Annotated in this window: 15 protein-coding genes, 1 tRNA gene and 1 riboswitch; of the genes, 10 read left to right on the forward strand and 6 right to left on the reverse strand. The window is 47.7% G+C overall.

Features of this window, described 5'->3' with window-relative positions; genetic code table 11:
* Positions 1–251: 251 nt before the first annotated feature.
* Complete coding sequence (locus tag DW121_RS11085; RefSeq protein ID WP_118323775.1) at positions 252–1,241, forward strand: hypothetical protein; 990 nt, start codon at positions 252–254, stop codon at positions 1,239–1,241.
* 67 nt (positions 1,242–1,308) lie between these two features.
* On the opposite strand, the gene DW121_RS11090 is transcribed toward DW121_RS11085, so the two are convergent.
* A tRNA-Gly gene (locus tag DW121_RS11090) sits at positions 1,309–1,381 on the reverse strand.
* A 149-nt stretch (positions 1,382–1,530) separates the two neighbouring features.
* On the opposite strand from DW121_RS11090, the gene cobU reads away from it, so the two are divergent.
* The 4 genes from cobU to cobC are packed head-to-tail and all read left to right on the forward strand — an operon-like array spanning position 1,531 to position 4,400.
* Complete coding sequence (cobU, locus tag DW121_RS11095; protein WP_117712772.1) at positions 1,531–2,049, forward strand: bifunctional adenosylcobinamide kinase/adenosylcobinamide-phosphate guanylyltransferase; 519 nt, start codon at positions 1,531–1,533, stop codon at positions 2,047–2,049.
* Positions 2,050–2,073: 24 nt separating this feature from the next.
* On the forward strand, positions 2,074–3,111 hold the full coding sequence (gene cobT / locus DW121_RS11100) for a nicotinate-nucleotide--dimethylbenzimidazole phosphoribosyltransferase (protein ID WP_118323776.1): 1,038 nt from the start codon (positions 2,074–2,076) through the stop codon (positions 3,109–3,111).
* Between the two features lie 5 nt (positions 3,112–3,116).
* Positions 3,117–3,857 carry an adenosylcobinamide-GDP ribazoletransferase gene (gene cobS, locus DW121_RS11105; RefSeq protein WP_118323777.1) on the forward strand — a complete coding sequence of 247 codons (741 nt, stop codon included), beginning with the start codon at positions 3,117–3,119 and terminating at the stop codon, positions 3,855–3,857.
* 12 nt (positions 3,858–3,869) lie between these two features.
* Positions 3,870–4,400: an alpha-ribazole phosphatase gene (gene cobC / locus DW121_RS11110; RefSeq protein ID WP_118323778.1), complete on the forward strand. Its 531-nt coding sequence runs from the start codon at positions 3,870–3,872 to the stop codon at positions 4,398–4,400.
* On the opposite strand, the gene cbiB is transcribed toward cobC, so the two are convergent.
* Genes cbiB through DW121_RS11125 form a run of 3 tightly spaced genes read right to left on the reverse strand, consistent with a single transcriptional unit; the run spans position 4,384 to position 7,964 of the window.
* Positions 4,384–5,355: an adenosylcobinamide-phosphate synthase CbiB gene (gene cbiB / locus DW121_RS11115; protein ID WP_118323842.1), complete on the reverse strand. Its 972-nt coding sequence runs from the start codon at positions 5,353–5,355 to the stop codon at positions 4,384–4,386. The two genes, cobC and cbiB, sit on opposite strands and share 17 nt — an antisense overlap.
* Before the next feature lie 24 nt (positions 5,356–5,379).
* The gene (locus DW121_RS11120) at positions 5,380–6,417 is read right to left on the reverse strand and encodes a threonine-phosphate decarboxylase (RefSeq protein WP_118323779.1); all 1,038 of its coding nucleotides are present in this window, start codon (positions 6,415–6,417) and stop codon (positions 5,380–5,382) included.
* 8 nt (positions 6,418–6,425) lie between these two features.
* Positions 6,426–7,964: a cobyric acid synthase gene (locus tag DW121_RS11125; RefSeq protein ID WP_118323780.1), complete on the reverse strand. Its 1,539-nt coding sequence runs from the start codon at positions 7,962–7,964 to the stop codon at positions 6,426–6,428.
* Positions 7,965–8,076: 112 nt separating this feature from the next.
* Between DW121_RS11125 and DW121_RS11130 the strand changes: the two genes are divergently transcribed.
* From DW121_RS11130 to DW121_RS11140, 3 genes are read left to right on the forward strand one after another with little or no spacing between them, the layout of a single operon-like run.
* The gene (locus DW121_RS11130) at positions 8,077–9,477 is read left to right on the forward strand and encodes a TolC family protein (RefSeq protein WP_117712766.1); all 1,401 of its coding nucleotides are present in this window, start codon (positions 8,077–8,079) and stop codon (positions 9,475–9,477) included.
* A 14-nt stretch (positions 9,478–9,491) separates the two neighbouring features.
* Positions 9,492–10,475 carry an HlyD family secretion protein gene (locus DW121_RS11135; protein WP_118323781.1) on the forward strand — a complete coding sequence of 328 codons (984 nt, stop codon included), beginning with the start codon at positions 9,492–9,494 and terminating at the stop codon, positions 10,473–10,475.
* Positions 10,476–10,477: 2 nt separating this feature from the next.
* The gene (locus tag DW121_RS11140) at positions 10,478–12,868 is read left to right on the forward strand and encodes an ABC transporter permease (RefSeq protein ID WP_118323782.1); all 2,391 of its coding nucleotides are present in this window, start codon (positions 10,478–10,480) and stop codon (positions 12,866–12,868) included.
* Positions 12,869–13,157: 289 nt separating this feature from the next.
* On the opposite strand, the gene DW121_RS11145 is transcribed toward DW121_RS11140, so the two are convergent.
* Positions 13,158–13,736 (reverse strand): cob(I)yrinic acid a,c-diamide adenosyltransferase, encoded by a 579-nt coding sequence (locus tag DW121_RS11145; protein WP_117712763.1) that lies wholly within the window; start codon positions 13,734–13,736, stop codon positions 13,158–13,160.
* Positions 13,737–13,750: 14 nt separating this feature from the next.
* Positions 13,751–15,133, reverse strand: a complete 1,383-nt coding sequence (locus DW121_RS11150; RefSeq protein ID WP_118323783.1) for a cobyrinate a,c-diamide synthase — start codon at positions 15,131–15,133, stop codon at positions 13,751–13,753.
* 80 nt (positions 15,134–15,213) lie between these two features.
* Here DW121_RS11150 and DW121_RS11155 point away from each other — a divergent pair, with 80 nt between their 5' ends.
* On the forward strand, positions 15,214–16,644 hold the full coding sequence (locus DW121_RS11155; RefSeq protein WP_118323784.1) for a phosphotransferase: 1,431 nt from the start codon (positions 15,214–15,216) through the stop codon (positions 16,642–16,644).
* A 3-nt stretch (positions 16,645–16,647) separates the two neighbouring features.
* Positions 16,648–17,385: a nucleotidyltransferase family protein gene (locus DW121_RS11160; RefSeq protein ID WP_118323785.1), complete on the forward strand. Its 738-nt coding sequence runs from the start codon at positions 16,648–16,650 to the stop codon at positions 17,383–17,385.
* Positions 17,386–17,423: 38 nt separating this feature from the next.
* Positions 17,424–17,616: riboswitch (cobalamin riboswitch) on the forward strand.
* Positions 17,617–17,662 lie beyond the last annotated feature (46 nt).

Consider the following 17,662-nt stretch of genomic DNA (forward strand, 5'->3'; position numbering starts at 1 on the left):
TTTTCTCTGCATCTAAGTTCATTGCTCTTTATATGCCTAAAGACAGTAATGAGTTGTTTGAATTATATTAATAAAGAGGCGATTAATGACGGGAGAATTAAACCGTTCCCGAGAGTGGCTAGAAAAACTAAAGACTAAAAATGTTATGCCAAAAATATACAATAACTTAGGATGTTACCCTTGTGCGAAGAGTATATCATGGAAAATGATTGATTTAAAACGTATAAAAGCTATTTTAAACTATAAAATCAATGAATAACGTATTAAATATCATGAAATCAAGAGTGTTGCTATATTGCACATTGCTTGTCATCGTTTGCAGTTGTACCAAAACGGTGAAACAAAGTAAAGATTTTGACATTGTTGAAACGAACGAATATATAAATATATACAACTCCAAAGGGAAGTTAGACTCAGTGAAAATTACCCAAAAACAATTGATGTATGAGTCGAACGTACTGACTTCGGTAAATATATATACCGGTTTGCATACATACACTTATCAGAATAACAGTCTCTATTCCATCACTGAGACAAGTGAACCAAAAAGAAATATAATAAGAACCACCTATTATAAAGATAAGTCTGAAGAAACTATTGAGCTTAGGAACAATAAAGATACAATTAACTATTATTTCTACCAATATCGGGATGATGATAAAAAGCAGCTTGAGTATACGCGAATGATACAACGGCTTAACGGTAGACCGATTATCGATATTGACATTAATGACAATTACGAAGAATGGCGCTTTTATCACAAAGACTATCTGTTTAAGATTATCAGGCATGACTTCAACAGTTCTCAGACTGAAGAAACCTATTTCTTTGACACCATTCCTGACAAAGAGGATTTGCAATCCATACCAAAATCAAAAAACAAGCAATTCATTAAATACCATACGTACAATACCATAAATGATACTTTAATTGAAAAATACTTCACCAACGGGGAAGTTGATATGGTTGTTAAGAAATACAACGATAACGGCAAGGAAATGGAGCACACCAGTGCTACCGATGGCTTTGAAATACTTCATATCCGGTATAAAGAGAAAGATATGGATGTAACCGTGACAAGCTCTCCTTTCATGGGTAATAGTGTAGACAGCGTATACGCTAAAAATGGAAAAGATATGAGAGCAGTCCGAGTCGATGATGAGGCGAGATGTCTGATAACATACGACTATGACCGATATGGCAATTTAACAAAAGAAGTGAGAAAAACCAAGTTCTTTTAATGATTATAACATAATACGAAAAAAATCAGATAGAAATCTTTTGATAACTATCTGATTTTCTTTTAAGAGCGGCAAGCGAGGTTCGAACTCGTGACCCTCAGCTTGGGAAGCTGATGCTCTACCAACTGAGCTATTGCCGCGGGGTATGTCTTCTTTTGTGCTGAAAACGTTGGCAAAGGTAATGAAATCTTTTAAAAAAGAAAAAATGAAACCGCTAAAAAAATGTTCTGTTCTTGCCACTGCCACAGAAATCATGTACATTTGCTTCCCGTAAACTTCAAGCAAATCAATGAAACGAATCATACTTATCACCGGCGGAGCCCGTTCGGGCAAAAGTACTTATGCGGAAAAACTGGCGCTCAGTCTCTCTCCCAACCCTGTCTACCTTGCTACGGCACGTATATGGGATGAAGAGTTTCGCAAACGAGTGATACACCATCAGGAAAGACGCGGCGCTGAATGGACGAACATAGAAGAAGAAAAAGAATTGAGCCGCCACGCACTGTCCGGGCGCATAGTCCTGATAGACTGCATAACGCTGTGGTGCACTAACTTCTTCTTCGATTTGAATGCAGACACAGACCAAGCCCTCACCGCTGCCAAAGAAGAATTCGACCGCTTTACCGCACAAGATGCCACTTTTATTTTCGTCACGAATGAGATAGGCATGGGCGGCACATCCGAAAACGAGATACAACGGAAATTTACGGATATGCAAGGTTGGATGAACCAATACATAGCCTCGCAAGCAGATGAAGTGATTCTGATGGTATCCGGCATAGCGGTGAAAATTAAAAATGAAGAATAAAGAATTAAAAAATAAAAGAATACGATGAAAACATTTCATATCTCCCGGCCGGACGAAGCCATCCGCCCGGCATTGATTGATAAAATCAATAATCTGACCAAACCGAAAGGCTCCTTAGGTACTCTGGAAAGCCTTGCACTGCAAATCGGACTTATCCAACAGACTTTAACTCCTACCCTTCAACATCCCCAGAACATTATCTTCGCCGCCGACCACGGTATCGTGGAAGAGGGTGTCAGTCTTTCGCCCAAAGAAATCACTTGGCAGCAAATCAGCAATTTCCTTCATGGCGGTGCAGGCGTCAACTTCCTGTGTCGTCAGCATGGTTTTACGCTAAAAATAGTGGATGCCGGAGTAGATTATGACTTGCCTTATGAAAAAGGTATCATCAATATGAAAGTACGTAAAGGTACGCGCAATTACCTGCATGAAGCCGCAATGACCGAGGAGGAAATGGAACTTTGTCTGGAGCGGGGCGCTGAAGTGGTGTGTCGTTGCCACGAAGAAGGTAGCAATGTACTGAGTTTCGGAGAAATGGGGATAGGCAATACTTCCTCTTCTTCTTTATGGATGACTTGCTTCACAGGTATCCCGCTGAAAGAATGTGTAGGTGCGGGAAGCGGTCTGGACAATGCGGGTATCCGCCACAAGTATGAGGTACTGAAACAAGCACTGGACAACTATAAAGGAGATGGCTCGCCACGCGACATCATCCGCTATTTTGGCGGGTTGGAAATGGTAATGGCAGTAGGCGCCATGCTGCAAGCCGCCGAACTGAAGATGATTATTCTGGTAGACGGATTCATCATGACAAACTGTATTCTCGCAGCCGGAAAGCTGCATCCCGAAGTACTGGATTATGCTATCTTCGGGCATTGCGGAGACGAATCCGGACATAAACTTATACTTGATTCACTAAATGTCAACCCATTATTACACTTAGGATTAAGGCTTGGAGAAGGCACAGGAGCAATTTGTGCATATCCCATTGTAGACTCGGCAGTCCGTATGGTTAATGAAATGGATAACTTTGCCCACGCCTCTATTACCAAATACTTTTAAGGCTCATGAATATATTGGCTGCATTTATCTTCTTTACACGACTTCCTTTCTGGAAAATAAAGGAAGTGCCCGCCGAATGTTTCAAGCACGTAGTACCCTATTGGCCGCTGGCAGGCTGGCTGACCGGAGGCATCATGGCAGGTACTTTATGGCTTGCCGGACAGATATTGCCTATATCCATAGCCTGGGGTATGGCTGTCATCGCCCGGTTGCTTGTCACAGGTTGCCTGCACGAAGACGGATTGGCGGACTTTCTCGACGGATTTGGCGGCGCCACCACCCGTGAGCGCACGCTTGCCATTATGAAAGACTCGCATATAGGCAGCTACGGCGTTATCGGTTTGATAATCTATTTCTTACTGTTGTCACAGCTATCCTTCCTTCCCCTGCATCTTCTCTGCATACTTGTATTTTGCGGCGATTGCTGGTCGAAGTTCTGTGCATCCCAGCTCATCAACTACCTGCCATACGCCCGTAAGGAGGAAGACAGCAAAGCCAAAGTGATATACAACCGTATGAATTGGCACGAACTTCTCACTGCATTCATATGCGGACTATTACCGCTGATAGTGCTTCTGCCCGTAAAGCTATGGGCCGCCACTTTGTTTCCGCTATTGACCTTTGTCTTGCTCTGCCGACTGATGAAACGCCGCCTGCAAGGATATACGGGGGACTGTTGCGGAGCGGCTTTTTTGCTTTGTGAATTATCATTCTATATAGGAAGCGTAATTTTAATTATGAATTAGGAAATGTAAATTATGGAAATAGTATTTATCCGACACACCTCTGTCGATGTTCCGCCCGGTGTATGTTACGGTCAGACAGATGTCCCCCTGAAACCGACTTTTGAACAGGAAGCTGCCGTTACCAAAGAGAATTTGAAAGCATATTTGCCTTTCAACCATGTATATACCAGTCCGCTCACACGCTGTGTACGCCTTGCCACCTACTGCGGATATCCTGATGCGGAACATGACAAGCGTATTATGGAGATTAACTTCGGAGATTGGGAAATGAAACCTTTCGACCGTAACGACGACCCTCGTCTGCAGGAATGGTATGCCGATTATTTAAATGTTGCAGCCACCGGTGGAGAATCGTTCGCCATGCAATATCAACGTGTCAGCCGGTTTCTGGACGAACTGAAAACCAAACCATACCAACGGGTGGCAATCTTTGCACATGGCGGTGTGTTGATTTGCGCACAGATATATGCCGGGCTCATCAAAGCCGAAGAAGCATTCAGCGCACTGACACCTTACGGGGGCATCATCAGAATTGTCCTATAAGAGACAGACAGGTAGCCGTGACGATAGCAACCATTATCATAATCCATTCTGCACAACGGTTGATGCGCACGGCAACCTGCATATCTTCCGTTGTCAAAGGACGCTCATTCTCCCCGATATAGGGTTTCCACACCTCTTCTCCAAAATAGTTGTGAGGTCCGCCAAAACGACAGTTCAAGATTCCGGCAAGAGCCGCTTCGGGATAGCCGGAATTGGGACTGGCATGCTGATTGCCATACTTCCCTACAAAGAGCAGCAATGAGAACCTGCCGGAAGCCGCTACCATAAGAAAAGCTGTCAAACGTGCAGGGATATAATTGGCAACATCATCCAAGCGCGCTGCGAAACATCCGAACCGGCGATACCGTTCATTCCTGTATCCTATCATGGAGTCCAGTGTGTTTATCATCTTATAAGCAATCATTCCCGGCACCCCCAATACAATGTACCAAAACAACGGAGCAATAACCCCGTCACTCAAATTCTCCGCCAATGTCTCCAATGCCGCTGTACGTACTTCCTGTGCCGAAAGCCCGGAAGTATCACGTCCTACGATACGGGCCACCTGCCGCCTGCCTTCTTCCAAAGAACAGTCTGCGGCCTTAAACACTCCACGAACCTCACGCACCAGCGTAGTGCCGGCAAGGCAATAGAAGATAAGCAGTACTTGCAAGGTCAAAAGCAGTCCGGGTGAATAATGCGCCGCCCAACGCAGCAAAAACAACGTAAGGAAATAAACGCCTGCCACAAGTATCAATGACATGGAAGCCCCTTTCAGGAAACGGGCACCCCCATTATTCAAATGACGCTCACCGAAAGAAATAGCTTTGCCGAAAGCCACCACAGGATGCGGCAACCAAGCCGGATCACCCAGCCAATGGTCCAGCAACCATGCCGTAAGCAGCGGAAGGTTCAGATTAAAAGCAATGCCTAAAATGATAATTATATCTTCCATAAAAATATTTCCCGCATTCATAGATTATAAATCCAAGCTCATAAATCTTACAATCGCCGCCACCAGCCTGTCATTTTCTTCCGGGGTCTGCGTGGCGATACGGAAGAACTGTTCGTTCAGCCCTGCAAAATTGGAAGCGTCCCGAATGAGAATGCCATATTCTCCGGCAAGATAATCCTTCAAAGCAGATGCCCTTCCCATACGAAGCCTCACCAACATAAAATGCGTTTGCGTAGCCCATACTTCCAATCCGCCGGTGGCTTGAAGCGCAGCGGACAGACGTGCCGTTTCTTCCAAATAAGCCGCCACATCCAACGGATTGGGAACATCATTCTCCAGCAAAAACATTCCCGCTTCAATGGCAAGCTGATTGACCGACCAAGGCATACGGTTAGTCCGCAATCGTGCCAGCAAACCGGAATTGCCCGTCACATAACCAAGCCGCAAACCGGGAACAGCATACCTTTTTGTCATGGAATGCAACAGCAGGACATTGGAATATTCCGCCGCCTCTGCCGGAGAAAAGAGCGGGCATAATGTAAAGAACTCATAAGACTGGTCTATAATAAAACAAACCTGCGGATTATGTTCTATCAGCTCACGCATATATTCCTTATCAACCACCGTTCCTGTCGGATTATTGGGATTGCACAGCCAACACATCCGCACATCGTCCGGCAAGAGATACCCGTCTTGCTCTTGGGGCAACTGATATAATGAAGTCACCCGGTGTCCGTGCATACGGCAGGCATCCGCATACTCGCTGAAGGTAGGCTGCAAAATAGCCGTATTCGTGCCCCGGAAAGTCTGTGCTATGAGATAGATTGCCTCAGTTGCGCCGTTTGTCACACAGACGGCATCGGCAGGCAGATGACAGCGTCGGGCTATTCGGGCTTCAAGCGTGTAGGGTTCCGGTTCGGGATAGTGGCCGATACCCTCAATCCGCTCGCACAGGTGTGCTTTCAATAGGGAAAGATCCACCTTGCTGTAAACGTTGGAACTGAAATTAGCCGTTATCGGGCGGTTATATTTGTAGGAGTCATCTCCATGTCCTTCAATCATATCTCTATCTATATTTGGTTCTCTGTCAATATCTGATAGATAAGCGGCATATTGACGTGACGACGCACGTGTTCGGCAAGCTTATCATACTGTTCTTCCTTAAACTGTTGATAGTTGAATGTCTCTGTTTTTTCCGACAATTTACCGGCAAACGGTTCGAGCAGGAAATCAATAAATTCCGGATTATCAAGAATACCGTGAATGTAGGTTCCCATACAGGTGCGATCGGCAAAATACCCGTCCCACTGTCCGTTTTCCAACAGATTCAGCGGAGAGGCAGGCGCACCCTCTACGGGAACGGTACTACCCATGTGAATCTCGTAGCCTTTTAATTGAAAGTTGGGAGTTGAAAATTGGGAGTTGCTGTGCGGAACAGTGGTGCGGCAACTTTCAAGTAGTTTGAAATTCACTTGCCTTGTCACCTTCTCTCCCGTCATACGGGTACTCACAGGCAGGAGTCCAAGACCGGGCAGGCGGTCAATATCTCCTTCAACGTGTTCGGGGTCAAGTATCTCCTGCCCCATAAGCTGATAACCGCCGCAGATGCCCAGTACGGCAGTCCCTTCACGATGGGCGCGGACAACAGCCTGCGCCACCCCGTTACGGCGAAGTTCATAAAGGTCGGAAAGCGTACTCTTGCTGCCGGGCAGGATGATAATATCCGCCTTTGCCAGTTCATCCGTATTATTGGTATAGAAAAGGTGTACGCGCGGGTCACGTTCCAGCGCGTTGAAATCCGTAAAATTACTGAGATGGCGCAAAAGCACAACGGCAATGTTTACCTTTCCCCGTTCCGCCTGCATCGACTTTGCGGCAAGGGCTACCGAATCTTCCTCCTCTATATAAATGTCCTTATAATAAGGCACTACACCCACAACAGGAATACCGCACAGTTCTTCAATCATCTTGACGCCCGACTCAAAGAGCCGTATGTCTCCACGGAATTTATTGATAAGAATACCCTTTATCCGTTCACGTTCATTTGGACGAAGCAACATCACCGAGCCATAAACACTGGCAAACACCCCGCCTCTATCAATATCCGCTACCAGAATCACATCCGCCCCGGCATACAGAGCCATAGGAAGGTTTACCAAATCTGAGTCACGCAAATTAATTTCAGAGATACTTCCCGCACCTTCCAGTACCACAGGGTTATATCTCCGTGCCAGCCTGTCATAAGCGGCGCACACCTCTTTGCGCAACTCTTCACGCCCTTCCTTGCGGAAATAATCATAAGCATTGCGATTGCCGATGGGACGACCGTTCAGAACCACCTGCGAGGTATGGTCGGACTGTGGCTTCAACAGCAACGGATTCATATCCGTATGGCAAGGTACGCCTGCAGCCTCAGCCTGCACGGCCTGTGCACGGCCAATCTCCAGCCCCTCGGGAGTGGCATACGAGTTTAGTGCCATATTCTGCGCCTTGTAGGGTGCAGGCCTGTAACCATCCTGTTTGAAAATACGGCAGAAAGCAGCCGCAATAACGCTCTTGCCTACATCACTGCCTGTGCCGGCAAACATAATAGGGTGAAGTATCTTCATATATTTTTGTATTTCCGAGCACAAAGGTAGCAAAAAGGTCGGTAGATTGAACAATAAAAAAGAATGAGTGTTTCAAGTTTATCATTCTAAACCTAAACGAAAAACTTGACATATGAAACAAATCTTATTCATTATTCTTCTGGGAACGGGTATTTCCGTAACGGCACAGCCCCTTTCCCTGAGCTTCGATGATGCCCTGCGGCAAATGCAGCAGGGAAACCGCAGCCTGAAGATAGCCGACAAGGGCATTGAAGCCGCACGTGCAGAACGTGACAAGTTGAATGCCCTTTGGTATCCCAGTCTGCAAGGTGCGGGAACATTTGTACACCTGTCCGAAAAGATAGAAGTGAAACAGCCTCTTTCGCAATTTACAGATCCCGCCAAAGACTTCGTACACAGCCTTGTTCCCGATGACCGGTTCATCAGCAGCATCCTCGACCAGATAGGCAGCCACACACTCGTCTTTCCGCTTGCCCCGCGCAACCTCACAACCGTAGGGCTGACAGCCGAATGGATTGTCTTTTCCGGCGGAAAACGCATCCGTGCCGGTAAAATAGGAAACACAATGATTGACATGGCACGCGAAAACCGTGAGCAAACCGACGCTACCCAACGTACCCTTTTAGCGGAAAGCTATTTCGGACTACGTCTGGCACAAGAAGTGGTGCGTGTACGCCAAGATACCTACCACAGCCTGAAACGCCATTACGAGAATGCACTGAAACTGGAATCCGCCGGAATGATAGACAAGGCGGGGCGGCTCTTCGCACAAGTAAACATGGACGAAGCGCAACGCTCATTGGAAGCCTCGCAAAAAGAAGTCACAGTGTTGCAGAACGCATTGTGCACGTTGCTCAACATGGACGATACCTGCGAGATACAGCCCACTTCCCCTCTCTTCATAAATGCCGTCCTCCCCGCCAAGGAAGAGTTCTTGCAAACCATGCGAACCGAGAACTACACCGTCAACCAATTGCAGTTACAATCGCACATCGCCAAGCAACAGCTCCGTATCGACCAAAGCGGATACCTGCCCGATATTGCCGTGTTCGGCAAGCAGACATTGTATGCTCATGGTATCCAAAGTAACCTCGTTCCCCGCACCATGATAGGAGTAGGATTCACATGGAATCTTTTTGACGGCTTAGCACGGGAAAAGCGCATACGCCAATCCAAGATAACCCGACAAACCCTTGCCATAGGACAAGAAAAAGCCAAAGACGATTTAAGCGTGGGCATCGACAAACTCTACACGCAGATGCAAAAGGCCCAAGACAATGTACGCGCCCTGAATAGTACAATCGAACTGAGTGAAGAACTGGTACGTATCCGCAAGAAATCGTTCACCGAAGGCATGGCTACGAGTACCGAAGTGATAGATGCCGAAACGATGCTGTCTGCCGTACGTGTCGCCCGTTTGGCTGCCTATTACGAGTACGACGTGGCATTGATGAATCTTCTGGCGCTATGCGGCATACCGGAGCAGTTTGATAAATTGAGAATCGAAAACTAAAAATTGTAATAAAAATGAATATCAACAATAAAACCATCAGCATTGCATTCATCGTCATTTTAGTCGTTACCGTAGCAATATCGGTCATTGGAATGCTACTTATGAGCCGGCAGCCTTTGGTGTTGCAAGGACAGATAGAAGCCACAGAAATACGTATCAGCGGAAAACTTCCGGGACGCATCGATTCCTTTCTCGTAGAAGAAGGCGACCGGGTAAAAGCCGGTGACACACTCGTTGTCATCAACAGCCCTGTCATAGAAGCCAAATACCGCCAAGTAAATGCCTTGGAACAGGTGGCTCAAGAGCAAAACAAAAAGATTGATGCCGGTACACGCCGGCAGATAGTCGCCACAGCCCGGCAACTATGGAACAAGACGCAAAGCGACCTCACCCTTGCCCAAACCACCTATCAGCGTATTCTCACCCTCTACAAGGACAGTGTAGTCACCTCGCAACGCAAGGATGAAGCGGAGGCCATGTACAAAGCCGCGCAAGCTGCCGAACGCGCTGCCTACCAACAGTATCAGATGGCAGTAGACGGTGCACAAAGCGAAGACCGTGCCGCAGCACGCAGCCTTGTAGATGCCGCCCGCAGCACTGTAGACGAAGTCTCCGCCCTCTTGGTAGACTCCAGACTCACGGCCCCCGAAGACGGGCAGATAGCCACTATCTTTCCCAAACGCGGTGAACTGGTCGCCCCGGGCACTCCCATTATGAGTTTGGTCGTAATGAGCGACGTACACGTAGTCCTGAATATTCGAGAAGATTTAATGCCCCGATTCCAAATGGGCGGTACCTTCCAAGCCGACGTTCCCGCCCTCGACAAAAAAGGCATAGAGTTCCGCATCTACTATATCAGCCCGCTGGGCAGCTTCGCCACTTGGAAGTCCACCAAACAAACAGGCAGTTACGATATGCAAACCTTTGAAATACACGCACGTCCTGTACAAGCGGTAGAAGGGTTACGACCGGGAATGTCTGTTCTAATAAAAATGTAGTAATGAATGTATTTCTTCGCGAATATCACCGTATAACCTCCCGCCGTCTTTATCTCGGCGTGTGCATTATTCTGCCCCTGTTCTGTCTGTTCTTTATGGCTACCATCTTCGGAAACGGACAAATGGAGAACATCCCCATAGGCATTGTAGACCAAGACAATACAGCCACTTCACGCAACATTTCCCGCCGTATATCGGCAGCTCCTACATTCAGCGTCACGAAGCGCTTTACCGATGAAGCCTCTGCACGCCAAGCATTGCAGCGGAAAGAGATATACGGCTACTTATCCATCCCGCCCCGGTTCGAGCAAAAGGCCGTCAGCGGGACGGATGCGTCACTGAGCTATTACTACCACTACGCTCTTCTTTCAGTAGGAAGCGAGTTAATGGCCGCCTTTGAAACCACGCTTGCCCCCGTGGCGCTATCCCCCATTATCGTGCGGGCAGAGGCATTGGGAGTGGAACAAAACCGGATGCAAACATTCCTTCTCCCGATAGAAGCCGGCACGCATCCGCTCTATAACCCGGATATGGATTACTCCATCTATCTGAGCCAACCGTTTTTCTTCGTCCTGTTTCAAATACTGATTCTACTTGTAACGGTCTATGCCATAGGCAGCGAATTCAAGTTTGGCACGACACAAGACTGGCTTCAGGCTGCCATACCCGCAGGAAAAGATTCCGGCAATCTGCAAAACGCCAATATCTTTGTCGCTGTTGTAGGAAAGCTGCTGCCCTACACCCTTATATTCTCAATAATAGGCATACTGGCAAACTACGTGCTATTCGGACCGTTACACATCCCCTTTCAAGGCAGCCTGTGGCTGATGAACAGCGTAACGGTACTCTTCGTCATGGCAACACAAGCATTGGCGGTAGTGATATTCTCTATCTTTCCTAAGATAGCCTATATCATCAGTGTAGTTTCAATGGTAGGCTCATTGGGAGCTACCCTGTCGGGAGTCACCTTTCCGGTAACCGCCATGTATGCGCCTGTCCATGCTGCATCCTACCTGTTTCCGGTACGCCACTTCACCGAAGCGGCACAGGCCATGATTTATTTCAATGCAGGTCTTGCCTACTTCTGGCAATCGGTAGCCATACTACTGGTATTCCTATTGTTGGCAGTATCGGTTCTGCCTTTATTGAATTGGTGGATAAAGAGAACGGTCGCCGCAGATAATACGTTGCCCCATCTCCATGCGGATAAAAACAAGATATCCTCCTTAAGCGATATTATCCGCCACGAATGGAAAGCCATCTCCACCAATCCCGCAATCCTGTTGGTACTGGCAGGCGGCATATTCCTATACGGTTTGCTCTACAACTATATGTACGCTCCTAATTTGGTGCGCAAAGCCCCCGTTGCCGTAGTAGACCTCTCCCATTCCGCACTCAGCCGGGAGTATGTGCGTTGGCTGGATGCCGCTCCGCAGACTTCTGTTTATGCACAGACCCCCAATATCCTCGAAGCGCGCGAATGGATGAAGCAAGGTAAAGTGACCGGCATACTCTACATACCTTCCGACTTCGAGGCACGTGTGGCACGCGGCGAAACATCCGTATTCACTCTTTATGCCGCAACCGACGCATTTCTCAACTTCAAGGGATTACAAGAGGCAAGTTCACGCGTAATGCTTGCCGTAAACGATGCCCACCGACCTGCCGGAGCTGTTTTCCTGCCACCGCAAGGGTTGCTGGCTGTTGCATCGTCTGCTCCCGTCAGTGTATCAGGAACAGCTCTCTACAACTACACCGAGGGGTATGGCTCTTATCTGATTCCCGCCGTAATGATTGTTATCATCTTCCAGACGATGCTGATGGTGATTGCCATGCTTACCGGCGAGGAGGCGGAAGCAAGGCGGAAAGGGATTTTCCTTACGGATGTCCGCTCCCTGAAAGATACGCTGCGCATCGTGTCGGGAAGAACTTTCGTATATGTCATGCTGTATGTTGTGTTCTCCATGTTCCTGTTGGGACTTCTTCCGCATCTGTTCAGCATTCCCAACATAGGAAGCGGTCGGGACATTGTCACTATGATGATTCCTTTCCTGCTTGCCACAAGTTTCTTTGCGCTTGCTGTGTCCCGTTGGTTCACCGACTCCGAAGCCCCGCTACTGATGATAGCTTTCTTTTCAGTGGGCTACATCTTCCTTTCCGGCGTCTCCTACCCGTTGGAACTAATGCCCTGGTATTGGCAAGCGGCACACTATGTATTCCCTGTGGCTCCCGCCGTACTCGCTTTCGTAAAATTGAATTCAATGGGTGCCAATCTGGTAGACATCTGGCCTCAGATGCTGACTTTGTGGGTACAAGTAATCGTATACGGTGCATGGGCGGTACACACTACAAGGCGGGTCTATAATTCTACCAGTGTTGCAAATTCCGTTTGACATACATCAAACGGAATTTGCAACACTGGCAAAACTTTTTTTGATGTACATCATATGCCCATAGAAGAAATGGAATAACACAAAAAAACGGGCATAAAAAAAGGCTATCTATCCCAGACAGCCAATCTTTTTGTTAACCTTAAATCTAATACTATGAAAAACACATTACAAATATACGGACATTTCGGGAATCTCCAAATTATACGAAAGTTGTAGCCCAACTTATAACATGGTTTAATAGGAATAGGCTGCTGTTAACAAATCAGTGACAGGAATTAAGAAAAAGTTACTATTTGATTCCACCTTTTTTCCGTTTATAAGCAAACTCCTGCCATTTCTCTTCCGACCAGTCCTGCCGCTGCATCTCGGCGCGTGCCATGACAAAAAAGAAATCAGACAAGCGATTCACGAAACACAATATATCTTCATTCAACGGAGATTGGCGATGCAATGTCCACAAACGTCGTTCGGCACGCCTTGCCACTGTACGGGCAAAATGCAGCTGCGCAGAGACAGGAGTTCCGCCCGGCAGAAGAAAATAACCGTTTTCCTTCAATTCAGCGGTCATGGCATCCATTTCCTGTTCGCAGCGTGCAGTCAGCTGTGCGGCAGATAGGAAGTTAGGATTCAATACATCATCGGGGGTAGCGACATGGCTCATCACTACCATCAATTCCTTTTGGATGGTGTGCAGTAATTCCTGCCAATCGTCTTCGGCAGGAAGCATGGAACGCACGATTCCTATCACGGCATTCAGTTCGTCCAGACAGCCATTTGCCTCAATACGAATATCATCTTTGGGAACACGCGCTCCGCCATGAATGCCGGTTGTCCCTTTGTCTCCCGTACGGGTATATACTCTTTTCATCTCTCAGCACATTGTTATTCAAATAATCTCATTATGTCCGTCTCTCCCCAGTAAAGGTGCGTATAGCTTGCTATCGTGTTCTTGTAGCGAAACACAGGCGTACTCACCGGCTGTCCTTTGGCATTATACGCTTGTATGGCAGTAGGCGGCATATACAGTTCTTTCTTACTGTCATCGGGAGCTGCCCCCAACTTTCCAAACTGCGTATAATGAAATTCATGCCCCCGCAAATGCTGCTCCTTATAGTCGAAACTGCGATAGCCCAATGTCAGTTTCCGACATTCATCCTCATTGGAGATATAAAAAGGGAATACTCCCACCATCCTGTCGAACCCGCTGTCATTACCCCCATGCTCCCGCCTGTCATAACCGACGGCATACGAAAGATAAATCAGCCCGCCACACTCCGCCAGCGTCTTGCCACCGGACTCTATATACTCCCGAACGGATTCTTTCATCTTATAAGCTCCGGCAAGCTTCCGGGAATGCTTTTCCGGATATCCGCCCGGCAAATACAGCAAATCAATATCCTGCGATATGGGGATATTCTCTTCCGGATTGAAGAAAGAAACATACCCCATTTCACGCAATATCTCCAAGTGCTCCTCATAAATGAAAGAGAAAGATTCTTCATTACGGGCCACCAATATACGCAGACCACCCGGCTTCCGAGTGCCGACAACCGCCTTGTCCTTTCCCTCCTCCGGCACTTTCTGTAACGGAAGAGCCGTTTTTTCCAACAACAGTTTCCAATCCACATATTGTTCCAGTAACTCCGTCAGAGTACCGATGGCATCCGTACCTTTAGACTGACTGAAATCAAGCCCCAAGTAACGCGATTCCTGTTCCAACGCCTTTGTCTTTGGAAGATACCCCAAACAGGTGACACCTACCTCGGTACACACTTCCCGAAGCATTTCATAATGCCGGGGCGACCCTACACGATTGAATATCACTCCCGCAATCCGTATCCCCGGACGAAAATGAATGAATCCCGCCAATAAAGGAGCCATTGAATAAGCGGCAGATTTGGCATCCGCCACCAGCACTACGGGAAGCTGCAACAGCTGTGCTATCTCCGCCGAAGAGCCCCGGTCACGATCGTACCCGTCGAACATCCCCATCATCCCTTCCACAATGCAGACATCTGCAGGAGCGGCGTGGCGTGCATAGAGTCCACGTATATGTTCGGCGGAAGCCATAAACGTGTCCAGATTAATGGAAGCACGTCCGCATACAGCCGCATGATATTTGGTGTCTATATAGTCCGGTCCGCATTTAAAAGGCTGCACCGCCAACCCTTTTTGTGTCAGCAAAGCCATGAGTCCGCGGCTTACGGTAGTCTTTCCGCTGCCCGATGTAGGGGCGGCTATGAGAAATTGAGGAATGGAACACATTTCTATATGGATTTTTAGGCAAAGGTAAAAATATCTCCGACAAAACCCTTATCTTAGCTGCCAAATATAAAAAAAACGCTATGATAACCGAAGAACTTAAAAAACTCTATATCTCACATACCGGGCACGAACCCGAAACCATTGACGAACTTCCCTCTTCCGGCTCCAACCGCCGCTACTTTCGCCTCACAGGTACACCTACACTGATAGGTGTCAGCGGTGAATCTGTTGAAGAGAACCGTGCCTTTCTCTATATGGCAGAACATTTTCGTCAAAAAGGCCTGCCCGTACCCCAAGTTTTTATCCGTTCCGAAGACGATGTGTACTATCTGCAGGAGGACTTGGGAGACACTCTCTTGTTCAATGCCATCGAAAAAGGACGCAAGACGAGCGTATTCGGAGAAGAAGAGAAGCAACTGTTGCGCAAGACTATGCGCCTGTTGCCCGCCGTACAGTTTGCCGGAGCCGACGGCATGGACTTTTCCTATTGCTACCCGCAGGCAGAGTTCAACAGCCGCAGTATCTTGTGGGACTTGAACTACTTTAAATACTGTTTCCTCAAGGCAACCGGCATGGATTTCCAAGAAGACCGTCTGGAAGACGATTTCCAGAAGATGACGGACGTACTCCTTCGCAGCAGTTCCGCTACTTTCATGTATCGTGACTTCCAAAGCCGCAACGTAATGATTAAGGATGATGAACCTTGGCTCATCGACTTTCAGGGCGGACGCAAAGGGCCTGTCTACTACGATGTGGCTTCATTCCTGTGGCAAGCCAAAGCCAACTATCCCGACAGCCTGCGCCAAGAACTCCTGAAAGAGTACATCGAAGCCTTGCGCAAGTACCAACCGGTGGACGAAAACTACTTCTATGCCCAACTCCGTCATTTCGTACTGTTCCGCACCATGCAGGTATTAGGCGCATACGGTTTCCGCGGCTACTTCGAGAAGAAGCCCCACTTCATCCAAAGCGTACCTTTCGCCATCGAAAACCTGCGCCAGCTATTGCAAGAACCCTATCCCGAATATCCGTATCTCTGCAAAGTACTGCGCGAACTGACCGAACTGAAACAATTCACCGACGACCTGCAAAAACGCCGTCTGGTAGTCAAGGTCACCAGCTTTGCTTACAAGAAAGGTATTCCCGAAGATTCTTCCGGCAACGGCGGCGGCTTCGTATTTGACTGCCGTGCGGTGAACAACCCCGGTAAATACGAACGTTACAAGCCTTTCACCGGACTCGACGAACCCGTTATCCGCTTCCTCGAAGAGGACGGAGAAATCACTGTCTTCCTCGAACACGTATATGCCTTGGTAGACGCCTCCGTAAAACGGTATATGGAACGCGGTTTCACTAACCTGTCCATATGTTTCGGTTGTACGGGCGGTCAGCACCGCTCCGTATATTCAGCGCAGCACTTGGCTGAACATCTGAACAAAAAATTCGGCGTACAAGTGAATTTGATACACAGAGAACAGAATATAGAACAAAACTTTAGCGCAAAAAGGTAAACAGTGAAAGCAATGATATTTGCCGCCGGACTGGGTACTCGCCTTCGTCCGCTGACAGACCACACACCCAAAGCACTCGTCTCCGTAGCCGGAAAGCCGATGTTGGAACGAGTGATTCTACGACTGAAAGATGCCGGATTCAATGATATTACAGTCAATATCCACCATTTCGGAGAACAGATTATCGAGTTTCTTCGTGCCAATAATGATTTCGGCATCACTATCCACATCAGTGACGAACGGGATATGTTGCTCGACACCGGTGGAGGGATAAAGAAAGCACGTCCTTTCTTGGAAAGCAACGAACCGTTTTTAGTGCACAATGCCGACATCCTCTCAGATATAAATCTCACAGAGTTATACAGACATCACCAAAAAAGCAATGCGGAAGCCACACTGCTCGTCAGCCAACGGCAGACCTCCCGCTACCTGCTGCTGGATGATGCCAACCGCCTGCATGGCTGGATAAACAAATCCACAGGCGAAACCAAACCGGAAGGCCTCACTTTCCAAGAAGGACAGTACAAGGAAATGGCTTTCGGTGGCATCCATGTCATATCCTCTTCTCTTTTTCACTACATGGAAAACGGTGAATGGACCGGAAAATTCTCCATTATCCCCTTCTATCTGTCTGTCTGCGAAACAGCCCGTATACAGGGCTATCCGCTGCAAGACTACCGATGGTTCGACATCGGCAAACCGGAAACGCTGGCAAAAGCCGAAAAATATTATTCATTATAAGTCTTTCGTTTTCTAAAAAAATCTTTATCTTTGCCCTCGGAATTGGCAATCGGGAAGGCATATCCGCCCACCGATGTAAGGGAATCCGGTGCAAAACCGGAGCTGTACCTGCAGCTGTAATCCTCAATAAAAGAGGCTTGTATCCACAAAAGCCACTGTCGTAGCAATGCGATGGGAAGGCAATACAAGCAGAGGAGAGCCAGAATACCTACCTACTTCCGTAACTTGAGCACTGAGCTTCCAGGATTAGAAGCGATGTCCCCCATACTGATACGAT

Origin of the sequence: Bacteroides sp. AM10-21B, assembly GCF_003472565.1 — a bacterium.
GTDB lineage: Bacteria > Bacteroidota > Bacteroidia > Bacteroidales > Bacteroidaceae > Bacteroides > Bacteroides propionicigenes.